Origin of the sequence: Schauerella aestuarii, from assembly GCF_009866805.1 — a bacterium.
In the GTDB taxonomy this organism is placed as follows: Bacteria; Pseudomonadota; Gammaproteobacteria; order Burkholderiales; family Burkholderiaceae_B; genus Schauerella; species Schauerella aestuarii.
Window position 1 is genome coordinate 387763 of the sequence record NZ_SIZW01000041.1, and the last position, 16174, is coordinate 403936.

Annotated in this window: 11 protein-coding genes; 5 read left to right on the forward strand and 6 right to left on the reverse strand. The window is 64.7% G+C overall.

The window, feature by feature from the left end; genetic code table 11:
• The first annotated feature begins 58 nt into the window (after positions 1-58).
• The gene (locus tag EYW45_RS12695) at positions 59-1033 is read left to right on the forward strand and encodes a Bug family tripartite tricarboxylate transporter substrate binding protein (RefSeq protein ID WP_161135774.1); all 975 of its coding nucleotides are present in this window, start codon (positions 59-61) and stop codon (positions 1031-1033) included.
• Positions 1034-1044: 11 nt separating this feature from the next.
• On the opposite strand, the gene EYW45_RS12700 is transcribed toward EYW45_RS12695, so the two are convergent.
• The gene (locus tag EYW45_RS12700; RefSeq protein ID WP_161135775.1) at positions 1045-2028 is read right to left on the reverse strand and encodes a Bug family tripartite tricarboxylate transporter substrate binding protein; all 984 of its coding nucleotides are present in this window, start codon (positions 2026-2028) and stop codon (positions 1045-1047) included.
• 257 nt (positions 2029-2285) lie between these two features.
• On the opposite strand from EYW45_RS12700, the gene EYW45_RS12705 reads away from it, so the two are divergent.
• Entirely contained in the window at positions 2286-3146 is an 861-nt protein-coding gene (locus EYW45_RS12705) for a MaoC/PaaZ C-terminal domain-containing protein (protein WP_161135776.1), read from the forward strand.
• Positions 3147-4376 (forward strand): CaiB/BaiF CoA transferase family protein, encoded by a 1230-nt coding sequence (locus tag EYW45_RS12710; RefSeq protein WP_161135777.1) that lies wholly within the window; start codon positions 3147-3149, stop codon positions 4374-4376.
• 26 nt (positions 4377-4402) lie between these two features.
• Here EYW45_RS12710 and EYW45_RS12715 read toward each other — a convergent pair whose 3' ends face one another.
• Complete coding sequence (locus EYW45_RS12715; protein ID WP_161135778.1) at positions 4403-5737, reverse strand: MFS transporter; 1335 nt, start codon at positions 5735-5737, stop codon at positions 4403-4405.
• A gap of 199 nt (positions 5738-5936) precedes the next feature.
• Here EYW45_RS12715 and EYW45_RS12720 point away from each other — a divergent pair, with 199 nt between their 5' ends.
• Positions 5937-8033, forward strand: a complete 2097-nt coding sequence (locus tag EYW45_RS12720) for a choice-of-anchor I family protein (protein ID WP_235939020.1) — start codon at positions 5937-5939, stop codon at positions 8031-8033.
• 40 nt (positions 8034-8073) lie between these two features.
• Here EYW45_RS12720 and EYW45_RS12725 read toward each other — a convergent pair whose 3' ends face one another.
• Positions 8074-9003 (reverse strand): LysR family transcriptional regulator, encoded by a 930-nt coding sequence (locus EYW45_RS12725; RefSeq protein WP_161135779.1) that lies wholly within the window; start codon positions 9001-9003, stop codon positions 8074-8076.
• Between the two features lie 241 nt (positions 9004-9244).
• Between EYW45_RS12725 and EYW45_RS12730 the strand changes: the two genes are divergently transcribed.
• On the forward strand, positions 9245-10255 hold the full coding sequence (locus EYW45_RS12730; RefSeq protein WP_202444695.1) for an MBL fold metallo-hydrolase: 1011 nt from the start codon (positions 9245-9247) through the stop codon (positions 10253-10255).
• A gap of 12 nt (positions 10256-10267) precedes the next feature.
• Here EYW45_RS12730 and EYW45_RS12735 read toward each other — a convergent pair whose 3' ends face one another.
• From EYW45_RS12735 to ptsP, 3 genes are read right to left on the reverse strand one after another with little or no spacing between them, the layout of a single operon-like run.
• On the reverse strand, positions 10268-12043 hold the full coding sequence (locus EYW45_RS12735; protein ID WP_161135780.1) for a fructose-specific PTS transporter subunit EIIC: 1776 nt from the start codon (positions 12041-12043) through the stop codon (positions 10268-10270).
• A complete protein-coding gene (locus EYW45_RS12740) occupies positions 12040-13104 on the reverse strand; it encodes a 1-phosphofructokinase family hexose kinase (protein WP_161135781.1) in 1065 nt (354 codons plus the stop codon). Before EYW45_RS12740 ends, EYW45_RS12735 begins: the two co-directional genes overlap by 4 nt.
• A complete protein-coding gene (ptsP, locus tag EYW45_RS12745; RefSeq protein ID WP_161135782.1) occupies positions 13104-16055 on the reverse strand; it encodes a phosphoenolpyruvate--protein phosphotransferase in 2952 nt (983 codons plus the stop codon). Before ptsP ends, EYW45_RS12740 begins: the two co-directional genes overlap by 1 nt.
• Positions 16056-16174: the final 119 nt, after the last annotated feature.

Here is a 16174-nt window from a genome sequence, read left to right on the forward strand (position 1 = left end):
CACTCGATTGCGGTGGCACATATAAGAGCAACCCAACCATGGGTTGAGGAGACAGGGCATGACGTTCAAGGGCATTTCGGCCGGTGCGGCCGTGGTAGTCGCGTTGATGACAGTACCTGTGGCGCACGCCGCCGACTGGCCCGACCGGCCCCTCCGGCTGGTCGTGGGTTATGCGCCGGGAGGTCCGGTGGACACCACCGCGCGTGTCTTCTCGAAGTATCTGGGCGATAAGCTCGGGCAGACGGTGGTGGTGGAAAACCGGTCGGGCGCGAGCGGCATCATCGGTGCGCAGGCCGTCACGAATGCGCCGGCCGATGGCTACCTGCTCTATTTCGCGGCCAGCCCCACGATGACCATGTCGCCGCTGGTACAGAAAACGGAAAACTTCGATCCTCGCCGCGACTTCAGTTATCTGGGGTTGATCGTCAACTACACGAATGTGCTCGTGATCGGCCCGCAATCGCCGGCCACGTCGGTGAAGGAACTGGTCGACGCGGCCCGTGCCAATCCGCAAGCCGTGTCGTTCGGGTCGGCCGGCATTGGCGCCTCGAATCATTTGTCGGCCGAGCTGATGAAGATCAAATCCAATGCGCCCATGCTGCATGTGCCTTATCGCGGCAATTCGCCTGCCATGCTGGATGTGGTCAGCGGCAAGATCACCTTCATGTTCGACATCACGAGTACGGCGATTCCTTTCATCAAGAGCGGCAAGGCGCGCGCGCTGGCGGTGACGTCGCGCACACGCAATCCCGAGCTGCCCGATGTGCCCACGATGATCGAAGCGGGTATTCCGGACTACGAAGTGACCGGCTGGTATGCGCTGGTGGGGCCCAAGGCCTTGCCGGCCAACATCGCCGCCAAACTCACGCAGGCCCTGGCCGACGTATCCGCGGATCCCGCATTCAGGAAGTCGATGATCGACGGCGGCTACACCATCGACAACGGTGGGCCGGCTGTCTTGCAAAAGCGCATCGCCAACGAGTACGCGCTGTGGGAAGACGTGATCAAGAAAGCCGGCATCAAGGCGGAGTGATGACGCGGGCGCTATTCGATCTTGATATCGGCGGCTTTGATCACCTTGGCCCATTTGGCCAGTTCGGCGCCGATGAACTGGCCAAATTCGGCGGGGGTGCCGGGCTTGGGTTCCGCGCCTGCCGCGATCATGTTCCTGGCCAGTTCCGGATCGGACATGACCGCGACCAGATCGGCATTGACGCGGTCGATGACCGCCTTTGGCGTTTTGGCCGGCGCGAGCAATCCCGTCCACGAATACGCTTCGTAGCCGGCCAGGCCTTCGGCGGCGATCGTCGGCACGTCGGGGACCAGCGCCGAAGGCTCCAGATTGCCCACGCCCAGCGCCCGCACCCGGCCTGTCTTGATGTGCGGCACGGCACTTGGGCCATCGGCAAACATCACCTGCACCTGCCCGCCCAGCAGATCCTGCATGGCCGGCGCGCTGCCGCGATAAGGCACATGCTGGATCTTGATGCCCGCCATGCTGTTGAAGAGTTCGCCTGCCAGGTGCGTGCCGCCGCCCGTGCCCGACGAGCCGAAGGAGAGCTTGCCCGGATTCGCCCGGGCGTAAGCGATCAGCTCTTTCACGCTCTTGACCGGCAACGAGGGGTTGACCACGAGGATGATCGGAAAGATCGCCACCATGCCCACGGGCGCGAAGTCACGCGTGACGTCATAGCTCAGGTCGCTGCGCAGGCTGGGCAGCACCGTGTGATGGATCGACGCGAAGAAAAAGTTGTAGCCGTCGGGCTCGGCGCGGACGGCCAGTTGCGCGCCAACGATGCCGCCGGCGCCGGCTTTGTTGTCGACCACGGTCGGTTGGCGCCAGCGCCGGCCCAGCGGCTGCGTGACGAAACGCGCGGTGACGTCCACCGGGCCACCCGGCGGAAAGGGCACCACGAAGTTCACGGCATGGGTGGGCCAGTCGGCAGCGCGCGCCCATGTGGGCAACATGGCGCTCCCGCACGCGGCAGCCAAAGCGGTCAATACGTGACGGCGGTTGAGGTCGGTCATGATTGTGGTCTCCATATGAGTGCCGCTTGCCCATCGCCGGGTGACGTTGGGGGGCCGCATCCCGTTCATCGCGCCGCATGCGGACGCGATAGACGGCCATTATTTACTGCGCACCGTCATTCGGGTTTTGGCTTTGCGAAACCCTGCCTTTACGGCTACCGATATGCCGTGATGCAAGCGTTGCCGATCGCACTTGCCGTGCGGCGGCACGGCAAGGCCGGCTTATCCGAAGGATTGCGATCCAGGGAGTCGAACGCGTGAAATACGACACGATCAAGCAATGGGACTTTCCCACAGTCGAACAGACCTACACCGAGAAGGACACCATCCTGTATGCCCTGGGCATCGGGCTTGGCGCGGATCCGATGGATACGCGGCAGTTGGCGTATGTGTATGAAGCCAATCTGCGCGCGTTTCCCACGCAAAGCGTGGTGCTGGCCTATCCCGGCTTCTGGATGCGCGATCCGCGGGCTGAAATCGACTGGGTGAGACTCGTGCATGGCGAGCAACGGCTGCAGATGCATTGCCCGTTGCCTGCCGCCGGTACCGTCACGGCCAAAACGCGTGTGACGCATGTGATCGACAAAGGCCCCGAGCGCGGCGCGCTGGTGGTGAGCGAGCGCACGTTGCTGGGCGGGAACGGCGAGAAGATCGCCACGATTTCGCAAACCACGTTCTGCCGTGGCGATGGCGGATTCGGGCAGGGCGACGAGAGCCCGCCGCCATTGCCTCCCACCCCCAATACGCCGCCCGACCGAACCGTCACGCTGGCGATCTCACCGCGTGCAGCGCTGATCTATCGGTTATCGGCCGATCCCAATCCGCTGCACATCGATCCCGACGTGGCGCGGCAAGCCGGATATCCGCGCCCGATCCTGCATGGGTTGGCGACCTATGGGGTGGCGGCGCAGGCCGTCGTGCAAACCTATTGCGGGCACGACGCGCAGCGATTGACCGGACTCGACCTGCGCTTTTCGGCGCCGGTGTATCCGGGCGAGACGCTGGCAGTCGATCTCTGGCAAGACGGGCCCGGACGGGTGCGCCTGCTGGCGCGCGTGCCGGCGCGAGACAAGGTCGTGCTCAGTCACGGCACGGCAACTTATAACGAAGGCCTTTAAATGACGACAACACGCAGCAGCCCGCTTTCCGATATTCGTGTGCTGGACCTGAGCCGCATTCTGGCGGGTCCGTGGTGCACGCAAAACCTCGCCGATCTGGGCGCGGATGTGATCAAGGTCGAAAAACCCGGCAGCGGCGACGACACACGTGGCTGGGGGCCACCCTATCTGAAAGACGATGCAGGGCAGGACACCTCCGAAGCGGCGTATTACTTGAGCACCAACCGAAACAAGCGCTCGATCGAAGTGGATATCGCCACCGCCGAAGGCGCCGATCTGATTCGCGAACTGGCGCGCAAGAGCGACGTGCTGGTCGAGAACTACAAAGTGGGCGGCTTGAAGAAATACGGCCTGGACTACGACGCATTGAAGGCGATCAATCCGGCATTGATCTATTGCTCGGTGACCGGCTTCGGGCATGATGGCCCTTATCGCGAACGGCCCGGTTACGACTTCATGATCCAGGGCATGGCCGGTCTGATGAGCATCACCGGCGAGCGCGACGATCTGCCGGGCGGCGGCCCGCAGAAGGCGGGTGTGGCCGTTACCGATATCGTCACCGGCATGTACGCTTCGGTCGCCATTCTTGGCGCACTCGCCGAGCGGCATCGCAGTGGGCTGGGGCAGCATCTCGACATCGCCTTGCTCGACTGCCATGTGGCGATGCTCGCCAACCAGAACTCCAACTTCTTCAACTCCGGCGTGGCGCCCAAACGCGCGGGCAATGCGCATCAGAATGTGGTGCCGTACCAGGTGTTTGCTGCGAGCGATGGCCACCTCATCGTGGCGGTGGGCAACGATAGTCAGTTTCGCGCCTTCTGCGCCATCATTGGCGCCGTCGAACTCGGTACCGATGCGCGCTATGCGACCAATAAGCAGCGTGTGATCAATCGCGTGGCGCTGATCGAGCGGTTGACCGCGATCATGGCGTCAGGCAAGCGCGACGCGTGGCTGCAAAAGCTGGAAGCCGTGGGTGTGCCGTGCGGGCCGATCAACGATATCGAACAGGTCTTCGACAACCCGCAGGTGCAGGCCCGCGGACTGCGCCAGGAGATGACGCATCCCCTGGCCGGGCGCGCATCGGTCACGGCCAGCCCGTTGCGGTTCTCGGACACGCCCGTGCAGTACCGCCGCGCGCCGCCGATGCTCGGCGAGCACACCGAAGAAGTGTTGCGCGAGGTGCTGGGGATGGATGCGGCGAGCGTTGCCACTTTCGCGGGTTCGGTGTGAGACGGCATACTCGGCTGAACTGCCGCTCAATCGTTAGCCGGCAATGTCTTCAAGCCTCGTGCAGGCGAGCGGCCAATCACCGCAAACTGCACCACGAAGAATACGCTGGATGCCCACAGGCACGCGTCGACGCCGAAGCGTGCCGCGAGGAGCGCGCCGATCGCCGCGCCGATCGGGCGCGAGCCGTAGGTGGCGGCAAGAATGACCGACGACACACGACCCAGCATCGCATTGGGCGTGACCGTTTGCCGAAGCGTGGTGGTAGCGATCGTCCATAAAATCGGACCGGCACCGAACAGAAACATGGCCACGGCGGCAAGGGTCGCCGCGGCCATGGTCGACGTCGTCAACATCAGCAACGACGCCAGCAAGGCACTTGCCGGACCGACCATGATCATCGTGCCGAACGACACCCGTTTCGATAGCGCCGGTGCAAGCAGGGCACCCGCGACCATCCCCGCGCCATAGCTGCCCAATGTCAGCCCGACCCCGGTCGCATTCAATCCGAGCCGGTCGATCGCGTACGCCACATACACCGCCTGCAGAATGAACCACGCGGTATTGAAGAACGTCGATCCAATCAATAGCGGTCGCAGCAGCGGTTGGGTCCACACGAATGCCGCGCCGTCGCGCAGATCGTGCCAGACGTGCTTGCGAGGCGGTTGGCATTGCGTGTGTGCATTGGGTAACGACGATGCAGCGGCATCAGCGGATGCCGGCGAATCGGTGGAAGCAGGCGACAGGAACCCGCGGGTCGTGGCGTGCGGCAAGCGCAGCAACAGCAACAGCGCGACGATCGAGAGCGCGGTCGCCAGCACATATGCGGCCGGCGCCCCCATCATGCCGACCAAGCTTCCTCCGGCGGCCGGCCCCGCCACAAACGCGGTGCTGCGTGCCAGTTCGATCGAACGATTGGCAGCGGTCAATTGCGCGCGCGGCACCAGTTGCGGCACCAATGCCGGCGCCGCCACGCTATAGAGCACTGTGCCGGCGGCGCCGACGAATCCTAACAAGGCCAACCCATTTAGCCCGAGCGCTTGCGCCGCCAGCAATGCCACAATGGCAAGGAGGGCGCCCGCGCGCAACGCTTCGGCAGTCACCATCAGCGTGCGCCGGGCGTAACGATCCGCGAGTACGCCTGCCGGTAGCGCGAAGAGCAGGAAGGGCAGCGTTTGCGCGGTTTGCAGCGCGCCCGTTTGGGCGGCCGTGGCACCGAAGGCCAGCACCGCCGCGAGCGGGGCAGCGGCCAGCGCGATCTGTTCGGAAAACTGCGCGGCGAAGTTGGATTGCACGAGCCGGCGAAACGCCGTGGCGCCAGTGCGGGAGCGTTGTTCGTCAACAGTAAGCGGGTGGGGAATCATGACGGCACCGAGTAGAGGTGACGCCAGTGTGGCGGGCACGGAACTTACGCACACTCCGATTCTTGCGATGGCATCAGACGTTGCGGCCGAACGGCCAACGCACTCGAAGAAAAATCGAAAGAGGGATGCGGCACTGGCGTCTCACCCTGCTTCAACCGTCTCTCAGCGGCTGCTTTCAGCTTCCCGTCATGAAACTATCATGAACGACAGTCAGTATGGCGCACCTTCAAACTCGCACGCACGCCGTCACATGCCCCGCTATCCGCTGCCTTTCCGTTTTCTACCGACCGCCATCGCGCGCGGCCTGATCGTTTGCGCAATCACGCTGCCGCTGGCAGCTTGCGGTGGCGATGACGACGATGCGCCCGCCACGCCGCCCGTGACAGCGCCGGAAACGCCCATCGTCACGCCGCCGGTGGTCGTGCCGCCGGAGACCACGCCGCCGGTCACCCAGCCGCCTGTGACCGAAACGCCGGCACCCGAGCCCGAACAACCGCAGCCGGAACCCGAGCCCGAACCGGAAGTGCCCGTAGAAGCCACCCCGCAAACGATCTCCCTCGCCTTTGCGGGCCGTTATTCGGCAGGCGCCTTCGGCGTGAGCGCGGCAGAAATTCCCGCGTTCGATCCGGCGAGCAAACGCACGTTCATCGTCAACGCCCAGAAGGGCATGGTCGACGTGCTGAACACGCTAGACCCCGCCAATCCCACGTTGATCGGCTCGATCGACGCCACGAGCATCGCCCCGGGCGCCACCGTCAACAGTGTGTCCCTGCGCGATGGCATCGTTGCGCTCGCCATCGAATCGGCCGTGAAAACCGATCCGGGATTCGTCGCGTTTTACCGCGCCGATACCCTGGCAAAACTCAGCCAGGTGGGCGTGGGCGCGTTGCCCGATATGCTCACCTTTACCCCCGATGGCAAGTATGTGCTGGTTGCCAATGAAGGCGAGCCCAGCGACGATTACCAGATCGATCCGGAGGGGTCGGTCAGCATCATCGATGTGAGCGACCTCAATGCGCCGACGGCACGCGTCGCCGCTTTTACGCCGTTCAACAGCAAGGCGGCCGAGCTGCGCGCCGCAGGGGTACGCATCTTCGGCCCCAATGCCACGGTGGCGCAGGATGTGGAACCGGAGTACATCGCCGTCTCCGCAGATAGCCGCACCGCGTGGGTTGCGCTGCAAGAAAACAATGCCCTGGCGCGCATCGATATCGGCAGCGCTACGGTCACGGCCATCTCGGCATTGGGTTTCAAGGATCATGGTCTGGAAGCCAACGCGCTGGACGCCAGCGACGAACCGGTCGGCATCAACATCAGCACCTTCGCCGGCGTGAAGGGCATGTACATGCCCGATGCCATCGCTTCGTATGCGGTGGGCGGCAAGACCTATCTCGTCACCGCCAATGAAGGCGATGCGCGGGCCTGGGGTGAAGACAATCCGGACTACTTCGGTGGCTTCGACGCGAGCAAGGGTTTCGTTGAGGAATTCCGCGTGAAGCATCTGGTGCACCGTAGCGGCTTCGATCGCCGCCGCGGCGACGATCTGCCGCCGCAATTGCGCGCGTTGGCGGCCGGCGCATTGCTCAACCCGGATGTCTTCGCTTATTGCGGCGCCAAGCCCGGCGACCCCGGCAAATGCCGTGATGACGATGTGCTGGGCCGTCTCAATGTGACGTGGACGATGGGCTATCGCCAGGACGCCAGCGGCAATCCGGTTATGTTCAATGCCGCCGGTGCCCAGGATGCGAGCGGCGACCGGTTGATGTACGACGCGCTGTATGCCTTCGGCGGCCGATCGTTCTCGATCCGCGATGAGGATGGCGCGCTGGTGTGGGACTCCGGTGAACAGTTCGAGCGCTATCTGGCCGGCGACACGTGCAAGGTGGGCCCCAACCGCGACATCGACTGCAAGCTGTATTTCAATTCGGGTCACGACGAGGGCGATGCGCAAGACTCGCGCAGCGATGCCAAAGGCCCGGAGCCCGAAGGCGTGGCATTGGGCAAGATCGGCAACAAAACCTTCGCCTTCATCGGCCTGGAGCGCATGGGCGGCATCATGGTCTACGACGTCACCAATCCCACCGCACCCACCTTTGTCGATTACTACAACACGCGCAGCGACTGGACGACTGCTGATCCGTCGACGGTGCTGAGCACCGCGGGCGATCTGGGGCCGGAAGGGTTGACGTTCGTGTCGGCCGCCCAGTCACCCACGGGCAGCGCCTTGTTGATCGTCGGCAATGAAGTCAGCGGCACAACCGCCGTATACAACATTGCGCAGACGATAGCGCCTTGATTGAAAGCTGATACCTGCTTACTTGAAAGCAGACGCCCGCTTACGCGACCGGCGCTTCGGCACCGGGCGCGTCCTGATGGCCATAGGCGCGCCGCACGTGCTCGAGAAAGGCACTCATCGCTGCACTGGCGTGACGCCGATTCGGATAATAGAGATACCAGCAGGGCAAGGTGGGGCTCCAGTCTTCCAATAGCCGCACCAGCTTGCCCTCACGTACCGGCTCGCTGACGTAATCCTCTAGAAGATGGGCCACCCCCTGGCCGGCCAGAGCAGCCTGCAGCTCCTGATGTGCCGAGCTCAATGTGAGGCGGCCCTGCGGTACGACGTTCAACGACGTGCCGTCTTTTTCAAACGCCCATGAGACGAGCGTGCCACTCGGAAATCGGCGGCGGATCGCATCGTGCGCGGCGAGCGCATCGGGTACTGTCGGCACGCCGCGGCGCTGCACGTACTGCGGCGAGGCCACGATGGCATAGCGCAACGGTGGCCCCAAGGGCATGGCGATCATGTCCTGCGCGAGCTGCTTGCCGAACCGTACCCCGGCATCGAATCCCTGCTCGACGATATCCACTAAGGCCGCATCGCTGATGAGTTCGACCTTGACGTCGGGATGTACCTGCATGAAGTCGAAGACGAGCGGACACAGCACATGATCCACCGCGGGTCCGGGCGCGTTGATCCGCAAGGTGCCCGTCGGGCTGGTGCGCAATTGATCCAGGTCATTGACCGCGACATGGATGTCGCGCAGCGCCGGCGCCAGCCGATCGAGCAGCCGCGCACCGGCCTCCGTTGGTGCCACGCTGCGCGTGGTGCGATTGAGCAACCGTATCCCCAATGACGTCTCGAGTGCATTCATGCTTTGGCTCAACGCCGAGGACGATATGCCGCGCTCACTGGCTGCCGCGCGAAAGCTGCCGCAGCGCACGATCGTGGCGAAAATCTCGAGGCTATCAAGTCGAAGCTGTGCCATTGCGCAGTTCTGCTCATCGATTCGTTAAGGGTGAGGCATCTTATCAATGCCGGTTGTGGCTGTCATAGTGCCAGCGAATGGCGGTGAGGGTCACCGCATCACCCCGCGCGGCATGACATGACATCGTGTCGCGCTCACGGCGATCGCACGCTGCATAAGTCGTGAACTTGCCGCGAAACCGATTAACGCGCCGAGTGTCGACGCGCTCACATGATGTCTTCCCTGAAATCGGAGAACTTTGATGCACGAACCGCTTCTGTCGATCAATCGCCGCAAAGTGATGCTTTCCGCCGCCGCTGCCGGCGTGTCTGGCCTGGTGCTCGGCCGCGCGTTCGATGCGCCGGCTCTCGCGCAGGGTGCCGCGACTTCAGTGGCACACTCAATGTCGAATGCGGCCCACTATCACTTTCGTGTGGGCGATATCAAAGCGACCGTCGTCAGCGATGGTTTGATTGGCGGCCCACCGAGGATTTATGCCAGCGATGCGCCGGAACTGGATCTGAGCGAAGCGCTGCGGCAGGCGTTTCTACCGTCGGATTATCTGACGCTCAATCTGAATACGTTGCTTATCGAGACGGGCGGACGTCGCATCCTGCTTGAAGCGGGGGCGGGTCAGACGATGGGTCAGCATGGTGGGAAGCTATTCGCCAATCTGGCTGCGCTTGGATTACGTCCAGACGATATCGATGTGATTGTCGTCTCTCACACGCACCCCGATCATGTCGGCAATCTTCGCGCGGCAGATGGGAGCAAGGCCTTTCCTCGAGCGACGGTGTTTGCGCCCCGCGCCGATTGGGATTTCTTTGTGCGCGGTGAACCGGATCTCTCGTATATGCCGGTGCCGGAGGAGTTTCGGCGCCGCTTCGGCGCGGCCATCAAGCGCAGCCTCGAACCGATTGCCAAGGAGGTCGAACTCTTTGACGCCGGAACGGAGATCGTCCCGGGCCTGACCACCCTGGTCGCGGCCGGGCACACGCCAGGCATGGCCACCTTTCTCGTCCACTCCGGCGATGCGCAACTGCTATTGACGGCCGACCTTGCGTATCACCCTGTGGTCAATATCGACCACGCCTGGTTGCCAGGCCCTGATCGCGATAAGGAAACCGCGCAAGCGGCGCGGCAACGCATCTTCGATCGCGCGGCGAGCGAGCGCATGCTCGTGCTCGGCTTTCACTATCCCTTTCCAGGCTTGGGCCGCATGCTCAAACTCGATCATGGCTACGCCTGGGTGCCTGCCCATTGGCAGGTGTGAGGCACGTATGCCTCACACCGCCGCCGCCACCTGCGCCGGCGCCCGTTTGATCACGGCATAAATCAACGCCGTCACAACGCTGCCCGCAAGGATGGCGAGGATATACATCCACGGCCGGTTCATCGCCCCCGGGATCAGCAGCACGAAGAAACCCCCGTGCGGCGCGACCAGGCGGCAGCCTGCCCAGGCCACCAACGCCCCCGTGACGATGCCCCCGATGACGCTGGCCGGAATCACTCGTAGAGGATCTTTTGCGGCAAATGGAATGGCGCCTTCCGAGATGAAGCACATCCCCAGAATGCCGGCGGCCTTGCCGGCTTCGCGTTCGCGCGGGTCGAACTTGCGCTGGGCGATCAGCGTGGCGAGCGCCATCCCGATCGGGGGCACCATGCCGGCCGCCATCGTGACGGCCATGGGACCATGAACGTTGGAGGCCAACAATCCCACCGTGAAAGCGTAGGCAGCCTTGTTGATGGGGCCACCCAGGTCGATGCACATCATCGCGCCCAGCAGCACACCCAGCGCGATCGCGTTGGTGGTGCCCATATTGTTCAGAAACGCGGTAAGCGACGCCAGGATGAGGGCGACCTGGCCACCGACGAGATAAATCATCACCATGCCGGTGATCAGGCTGGCCACCAGCGGAATGATCAGAATAGGCTTGAGGGCCTCGATGCTCGCCGGCAGATGCAAGTGCTTGCTGATGAGCCTGGCGCAATAGCCACCGATGAAGCCCGCCAGAATGCCACCGATGAACCCGGCGCCCAGGCTGCCGGCCAGTGCGCCGCCGATCATGCCGGGGGCGAGTCCGGGCCGGTCGGCGATGGAGTACGCGATGTAGCCTGCCAGCACGGGAATCATCAGCAAGAATGCGGCATCGCCCGTTTGCTTGAGCGCGGCGGCCAACGTGCCGGGCTCCTTGAACGCTTCGATGCCGAATACGAACGACAATGCGATCAGCAGGCCGCCTGCAACGACCATCGGCAACATGTACGACACGCCAGTCAGCAGGTGCTTGTAGAGGCCCAGGCCTTCACGCGCTTCCGAATCCTTGCCCGCACGATCCGGGGCTGGCGTGTCGCCCGCGGCAGGTGCGCTTACGCGACCTTCCGCCAGCGCGCGCTTGAGCGTTCCCGCACCGTCCTTCAGCGCGACGCCCGTCTTGCAGCGATAGATGCGTTTGCCGGCAAACCGCGCAGTATCGACTTCGATGTCGACGGCGAGCAGCACCACATCGGCGGCGGCGATATCTTCAGGCGTCAAAGGATTGCGCGCGCCCACCGAGCCGCGCGTTTCCACGGCCAGCTGGATACCGTTTTCGCGCGCCGCCTGCTGCAACGCTTCGGCGGCCATGAAGGTATGGGCCACCCCGGTGGGGCATGCAGTAATGGCGACGATGCGGGGTACTGCACTCTTTGCCGGTGACACTGGCAGATCGGTGCCCACGTCGTTGCCCTCAGCCGTGGCCGCCGGCGCGATCCGAGCGCGATCGGCAGCGGCCTGCAGGAATGCACCCGGGTCCTTCAGCGCTTCCGCAGGCGTGGCGGACACGCTGGCAAGGCCCGCCAACGGGCCATGTCGATCGGCGCCGGCTCCCACATAAAGCACCCAGTCGGCGGCGGCGATATCTGCAGCGTTCAGCGGCGCGCGGGCGGTGGTTTGGTGAGCCGCACGCACCTCGAATGCCGATTGCCATCCGAGCCGTTGCGCGGCGGCGTGCAGCAAGCGCGCGGTGATGCCGTTGGCAATCTCGCCGTCGGGGCCCGCGGATACGATGACGATATTCATGGTTGTCTCGTCCATGTTGTCGATGGTGTTGAATCGATCGCCGATACGACGACGTTATGTTCGATGCGATGCAGGGCAGGCAGATCCGGCAGGCCGAATCCAACCTGCGTGACGGCGTAGGTACCGCAGGCCGCAGCCAGGCGCAATGTGGCCTCGGGCGGGAGGTGCTGGCCAAGCGCGTGCACCATGCCGGCGAGCAGCGTGTCGCCGGCGCCCACGGTACTGCGCACGTCGACGGTGGGCGGTACGGCGTGCCAGCCGCCGGTAGCGGTCATCCACGTGACGCCGGCTGCCCCATCGGAGACGACCACATTGGCCACGCCGTCATGCACCAGACGCGCGGCCGCCGCGTGCCATGCGGCGCGGTCGTGCGCGGGTAAGCCCAGCGCGGCCACCAGTTCTTCGACATTGGGTTTGACCAGCCACGGGCCGGTGGCGAGCACGGCAGCCAGTGCCGCACCGCTGGTGTCGATGGCGATGCGGGGATTGAACGGTTTGAGTCGGGCAAGCAGCGCGGTGAGCCACGCGGCATCGATACCGCGCGGCAGGCTGCCTGCAAACACGACTGCATCATGCTGGGGCGCTAGCGCGCAAAGTTGGTCCGCCAAGTGCGCGGCCTGCATGTCGTTCACCAGGAAACCAGGGCTGTTGAGATCGGTGTTCCGGCCTGCGGCCCCGACGTCGCTCGGCACGGCGGCGACGGCATCGGCGTTCGTCGCGGCGACGGCATCACCATCGCTGTCATGTTGGCCATTGCCAGGTTCGCGGCGTTCAACCACCTTTACATTGCAGCGCGTCTCGCCAGGAACGCGGATGAACGCGTCACGCCAATGGCGTTGCGCAAACAACTGCTCGAACATCGCCGCGTTGTTCTGGCCCAGAAATCCCGTCACGGTAAGCGTGTGACCGAGATCGCCGAGCGCTTGCGCCACGTTGATGCCCTTGCCGGCGGCATGGGTGGCGACATCGCGCACCCGATGCACGTTACCCGGGATCAAGGCGTCTACCGTCATCGTCATGTCGATGGCGGGATTGAGGGTGACGGTGAGGATGCGGGCCATCACGCGTCCCCGGCAACCAGCGCGCGCACGGCTTGCGCCGAAGGCGCCGCCAGTGCGTGTTGCGCCAACGCGATTGCGTCGTCACGGCGTAGCTCGCGGATGTCGGCTTTTACGCGTGCGATGGCCGAGGTGGACATGCTCAGTTCGTCCACGCCGAGGCCCACGAGGATCGGTACGGCCTGCGTATCGCCGGCCAGCTCGCCGCAGACGCCTACCCACTTGCCCTGCGCATGTGCGGCGCGCACGGTGGCATCAATCAGCCGCAGTACGGCAGGATGCAGGCCATCCGCCTGCGCGGAGAGTTGAGGATGGCCGCGATCGATGGCCAGGGTGTATTGCGTGAGGTCGTTGGTGCCGATGCTGAAGAAGTCGACTTCCTGTGCGAAGTGTTCGGCGATGAGCACAGCTGCAGGCACTTCGATCATGATGCCCACTTGCAGATCGACCGCCGATTGCGGCCCGGCTTCGGCGATCGCCCGGTCGACCATGGCGCGCGCCGCGCGCCATTCGAACAGGTCGCCCACCATCGGAAACATGATGCGCAAGGGTCGGCCGCGGGCGGCTTGCAGCAATGCGCGCAACTGCGCTTGAAGGACCTCGGGGCGCGTCAGGCTCAAGCGGATGCCCCGCACGCCCAGAAACGGGTTGTCTTCATGGGGCATCGGCCAGTACGACAACGGCTTGTCGCCACCCACGTCCAGCGTGCGCACCACGACGGGACGGCCATCGAAATCGTCAAAGAGCCTGCCATAGGAGGCGACCTGTTCGTCGTGCGTGGGCTCGCGGTCTTGCGCCATGAACAGAAATTCGGTGCGCAGCAATCCCACGCCTTCGGCGCCCGCGGCCACGGCGGCGGCGCCGGATGCGGTGTTACCCAGGTTGACGCAGATCTCGACCTGATGGCCGTCGATCGTGCGGGCGGCTTCCTGACTATGCGCGTCGGCGCGCGTCTGACGCATCTGACGTTGCGCGCGCTGCGCGACGGCACGTTCCAAGGCGTCGGTATCGGGCGAGATGGTGAACGTGCCGCGTTCACCATCGATCAGGACGGGCACATCCGGCGCGAGCGCCAGGACGCCGTCGCCTGCGCCCACGATCGCGGCAATGCCCAGCGAGCGGGCCACGATGGCGCTGTGGGAGGTGGAGCCGCCGCGCGCGGTGAGGATGCCGGCGACGCGCGTGGCATCCAGGCGCGCCACGTCGGACGGTCCCACTTCCGTCATGATCAATACGTATGGCGTATCGGGTTCAGGTGGCGTTTCGATGCCGCAGAGCCGCGCGAGCACGCGCCGTCCGATGTCGCGCAGGTCGGCGGCGCGTTCGGCGAGCAGGGCGTCTTTCAATGCTTCCTGTTCGGTGGCTGCCTCCTGGATGACGTCGGCCCAGGCGGCTTCGGCGCTTGCCCCTTTCTTCATGCGCGCGCCGGCCCGCTCGCGCAGATCGGGGTCGTCCAGCATCTCGAGATGTGCAGTGAAAATGCCGCGAATGTCGTTGGACGTGCAGTGATCGAGCCAGGTGGCGAGATCCGTGCGCACCGTGCCCAGAGCGGCATCGAGCCGGGCGTTTTCGTGCGCGGGCGATTCGCCCTGCGGCGGATAGACGAACGTGGGTACGACCGCCAGGTAGGCGGGGCCGCTGGCAATGCCGGGTGACGCCGGCACGCCGCGATGTTCCACACCGGAGGCCGGGGGCGGCGGCGCCGCGAGCATCGGCTTGGCGGCAGGCGCAGCCCCTTTATCGGTGGCGTGTGAGCCGTTGAATGTGCCGCCGAATGTGCCGCCGAACGCAGCGTCGTCGGCCGCTTCATCGGCATCGACGATGGGGGGCAAGGGATCGAAGGCTTCGCCCAGGCCTTGCTCGACGGCGGCGACCAGTGCCGGCAGGGCGGTTTGGGCGACGGCGGGCTCGGCGCTGAACACGAGTGTTTGCCCGCGGCGCGCACCCAGGCTGAGCAGACGGCTCAAACTCTTGGCCGAGACGGCGGCGTGGCCACCGGCCAGCCGCACGCGCACATCGCCTTCGAACGCCTTGGCGATGCGGGCGAGCTGGTTGGCCGGGCGGGCATGCAATCCCAACGGATTGGGCAGGCGCACGCGCGCCTGTGGCCAGTCGGGTGCCTGCTCGGCCCCCAACGTGCGGGCCACGTTGCGGGGGTCGGTTTGATCGAGCAGTTGATCGCCTTGACCGGCCGCGAGCAAGTCGCACAGCCGCACGACGACGGCCGTGTGCGACTCGCCCATGCTGGCCAGGCAGAAGAGACCGCGTACGGCGTCGCCATCGATGGCGACGCGATCTTGCGGCGTGACGAAAGCCAGCCCGGGGCGCGACACGTCGATATCGCTATCCAGCCACCACAGGCCATCGCCCATGGGCAACGGCGTCTTGGTCATCAGCGCACTGGCAAACCCGGCGGACGCGCAGGCTGCGTGCTTCAGCAGGCGGGCGCCGGCCCACACCAGCTCTTCGAGATCGGTGGCGGGCACGCCCAGCGCGATCAGGCTCTCGTCCAGCATCAGCGCGGCGGGTCCGCCCTTGAGCAACGCCACGATGGCGTCGGCATCGGGCGCGGCGCGCAATGCCCCTTCCAGCGACTCATTGGACAGTGCGCGCGTAAGCATCTGCAGAATGCCCAGGTGCTCGTCCGATTGCGCCGCGATGCCCACGGCCAGATAGACGATCTGCCCGTCGCCCCAGTCCACGCCGTCGGGAAACTGCAGAATGCGCACGCCGGTGGTGCGTACGCTGGCGCGTGAGTCGGGGGTGCCGTGGGGAATGGCCACGCCCTGGCCCAGATACGTGGCACCTTGCGTTTCGCGCGTCTGCATACCGAGCAGATAGGCCGCATCGGTCAGGCCGTCGGCCGTCATCGCTTCGGCCATTTGCGCCAGCGCTTGGGATTTGTCGGCCGCGTGACGGTGCATGCGCACCTGGTCGGCTGTGAAGTCGAGCATGTGTGTCTCCTGGACGTGCCATCGAGTAACGCTTGGCTTGCTGAATCGATTCAGCTATGCTGTTTGCACGTTAACTCAAAATCTCGCGTTGCGCATCCGGCAGACGGTTTAATCAGACG

What these genes read in the sequence shown, in the direction of transcription:
- EYW45_RS12695 (WP_161135774.1), top strand. Translation starts at nt 59, where the DNA reads ATGACGTTCAAGGGCATTTCGGCCGGTGCGGCCGTGGTAGTCGCGTTG.
- EYW45_RS12700 (WP_161135775.1), bottom strand. Translation starts at nt 2,028, where the DNA reads ATGACCGACCTCAACCGCCGTCACGTATTGACCGCTTTGGCTGCCGCG.
- EYW45_RS12710 (WP_161135777.1), top strand. Translation starts at nt 3,147, where the DNA reads ATGACGACAACACGCAGCAGCCCGCTTTCCGATATTCGTGTGCTGGAC.
- EYW45_RS12715 (WP_161135778.1), bottom strand. Translation starts at nt 5,737, where the DNA reads ATGATTCCCCACCCGCTTACTGTTGACGAACAACGCTCCCGCACTGGC.
- EYW45_RS12720 (WP_235939020.1), top strand. Translation starts at nt 5,937, where the DNA reads ATGAACGACAGTCAGTATGGCGCACCTTCAAACTCGCACGCACGCCGT.
- EYW45_RS12725 (WP_161135779.1), bottom strand. Translation starts at nt 9,003, where the DNA reads ATGGCACAGCTTCGACTTGATAGCCTCGAGATTTTCGCCACGATCGTG.
- EYW45_RS12730 (WP_202444695.1), top strand. Translation starts at nt 9,245, where the DNA reads ATGCACGAACCGCTTCTGTCGATCAATCGCCGCAAAGTGATGCTTTCC.
- EYW45_RS12735 (WP_161135780.1), bottom strand. Translation starts at nt 12,043, where the DNA reads ATGAATATCGTCATCGTATCCGCGGGCCCCGACGGCGAGATTGCCAAC.
- EYW45_RS12740 (WP_161135781.1), bottom strand. Translation starts at nt 13,104, where the DNA reads ATGGCCCGCATCCTCACCGTCACCCTCAATCCCGCCATCGACATGACG.
- ptsP (WP_161135782.1), bottom strand. Translation starts at nt 16,055, where the DNA reads ATGCTCGACTTCACAGCCGACCAGGTGCGCATGCACCGTCACGCGGCC.